The 1,251-nt window shown below is 75.8% G+C and carries 1 protein-coding gene and 1 pseudogene; both read right to left on the bottom strand.

The annotated features are described in order from the left end of the window. Nucleotides 1-121: 121 nt before the first annotated feature. Nucleotides 122-667 (bottom strand): annotated as a pseudogene (locus ABT336_RS27435) (DUF501 domain-containing protein); the annotation flags it as partial. Nucleotides 668-737: 70 nt separating this feature from the next. Next, a partial coding sequence (locus tag ABT336_RS27430; RefSeq protein ID WP_350900502.1) for an FtsB family cell division protein occupies nucleotides 738-1,251 on the bottom strand: 514 nt, incomplete at its 5' end.

The raw sequence follows: 1,251 nt of genomic DNA, 5'->3' as shown, positions 1-1,251 counted from the left end.
CCCGGCCGGCGGTCGAGGGCGACCCGGTCTCCCGGTCGGCGTTCGGGGGCGAGCCGGTCTCCCGGTCGGCGTTCGGGGGCGAGCCGGTCTCCCGGTCGGCGTTCGGGGGCGACCCGGTCTCCGGGAGTTCGACGCAGGGTCCGGCGGCCCACCAGGGCTCCACCAGGGCGAGGGTCTCGTCGCCGAACGGGTTCACCCCCGGTCCGGCGGCCAGGGCGTGTCCGAGGTGCACGTGCAGACACTTCACCCGACCGGGCATCCCCCCGGCGGAGACCCCGGCGATCTCCGGCACCTGCCCGATCGCCTCCCGCCGGGCCAGGTAGTCCTCGTGGGCGGCCTGGTAGCGCGCGGCGAGGTCCGGGTCGGCGGCGAGCCGCTCGGCCATCTCCTTCATCACCCCGGCCGATTCGAGTCGGCTGCACACGGCGGTGGCCCGGGGGCAGGTCAGGTAGAACAGCGTCGGGAAGGGGGTGCCGTCGGCCAGCCGGGGGGTCGTCTCGACCACGTCGGGTCGACCGCACGGGCAGCGGTGGGCCACCGCCCGGGTGCCCCGGGGCGTGCGTCCGAGCTGCGCGGCCACCGCTGCCAGGTCGGCCTCGGTGGCCGGTTCCCGCGTCGGTGCGGGTACGGAGTCCGCCGCCGGGTCCTGCGGTGGTACGACAGTCACGGTGCCCATCTCTCGTCGGTGTCGTGGGGTGTCTCGCCAGGTGCGGGGCCGGTGCGCCGACCGGCTGCGGTCAGCGGCCGGGTTGTTCGTCGGCGGCCCGGATGCTCGACCACAGGGTGTCGTACCACGGGTCGGGGCGTTCGGGTTGCCCGGCCGACCTCGGCACACCGGCGTCCCGGGCGGCGCCGGTGGGGTCGTTGAGCACGATCACCGGCACCTCCCCGGGGTAGACCATGTAGAACCGGCGTCGGGCCTCGCTCTCGATGAAGGCGGGGTCCTGCCACTTGGCCACCTCCACCTCCCGTCGCTCGATCAGCTCGCGCTGGGCGGCCTGGGCGGCCTCGATCCGCTCGATGTCGGCCCGCTGGTCGAGGTAGACCCGCACCGGGTAGGTGTAGGCCAGGGCGAGGGCGATCAGCACCGCGAAGAGCACAGTGGCCCGCCCGGTGATCCGCCGGGGGCGGGGTGCGGACAGCCGTTTGACGGCACCACCGGGCACCGCGCGTCGGGCGGCGGCGGGCCGGTTCGCCGACCGTACCCCCTCGGCGGCTCGGACCGCGCCGGTGGCGCGCACGCGTGACTCC

The sequence above is a fragment of the Micromonospora sp. NPDC000207 genome, from assembly GCF_040300925.1.
In the GTDB taxonomy this organism is placed as follows: domain Bacteria; phylum Actinomycetota; class Actinomycetes; order Mycobacteriales; family Micromonosporaceae; genus Micromonospora.
Note: the sequence above shows the minus strand (reverse complement) of the source record. Positions and strands in the feature narration are given on the sequence as shown.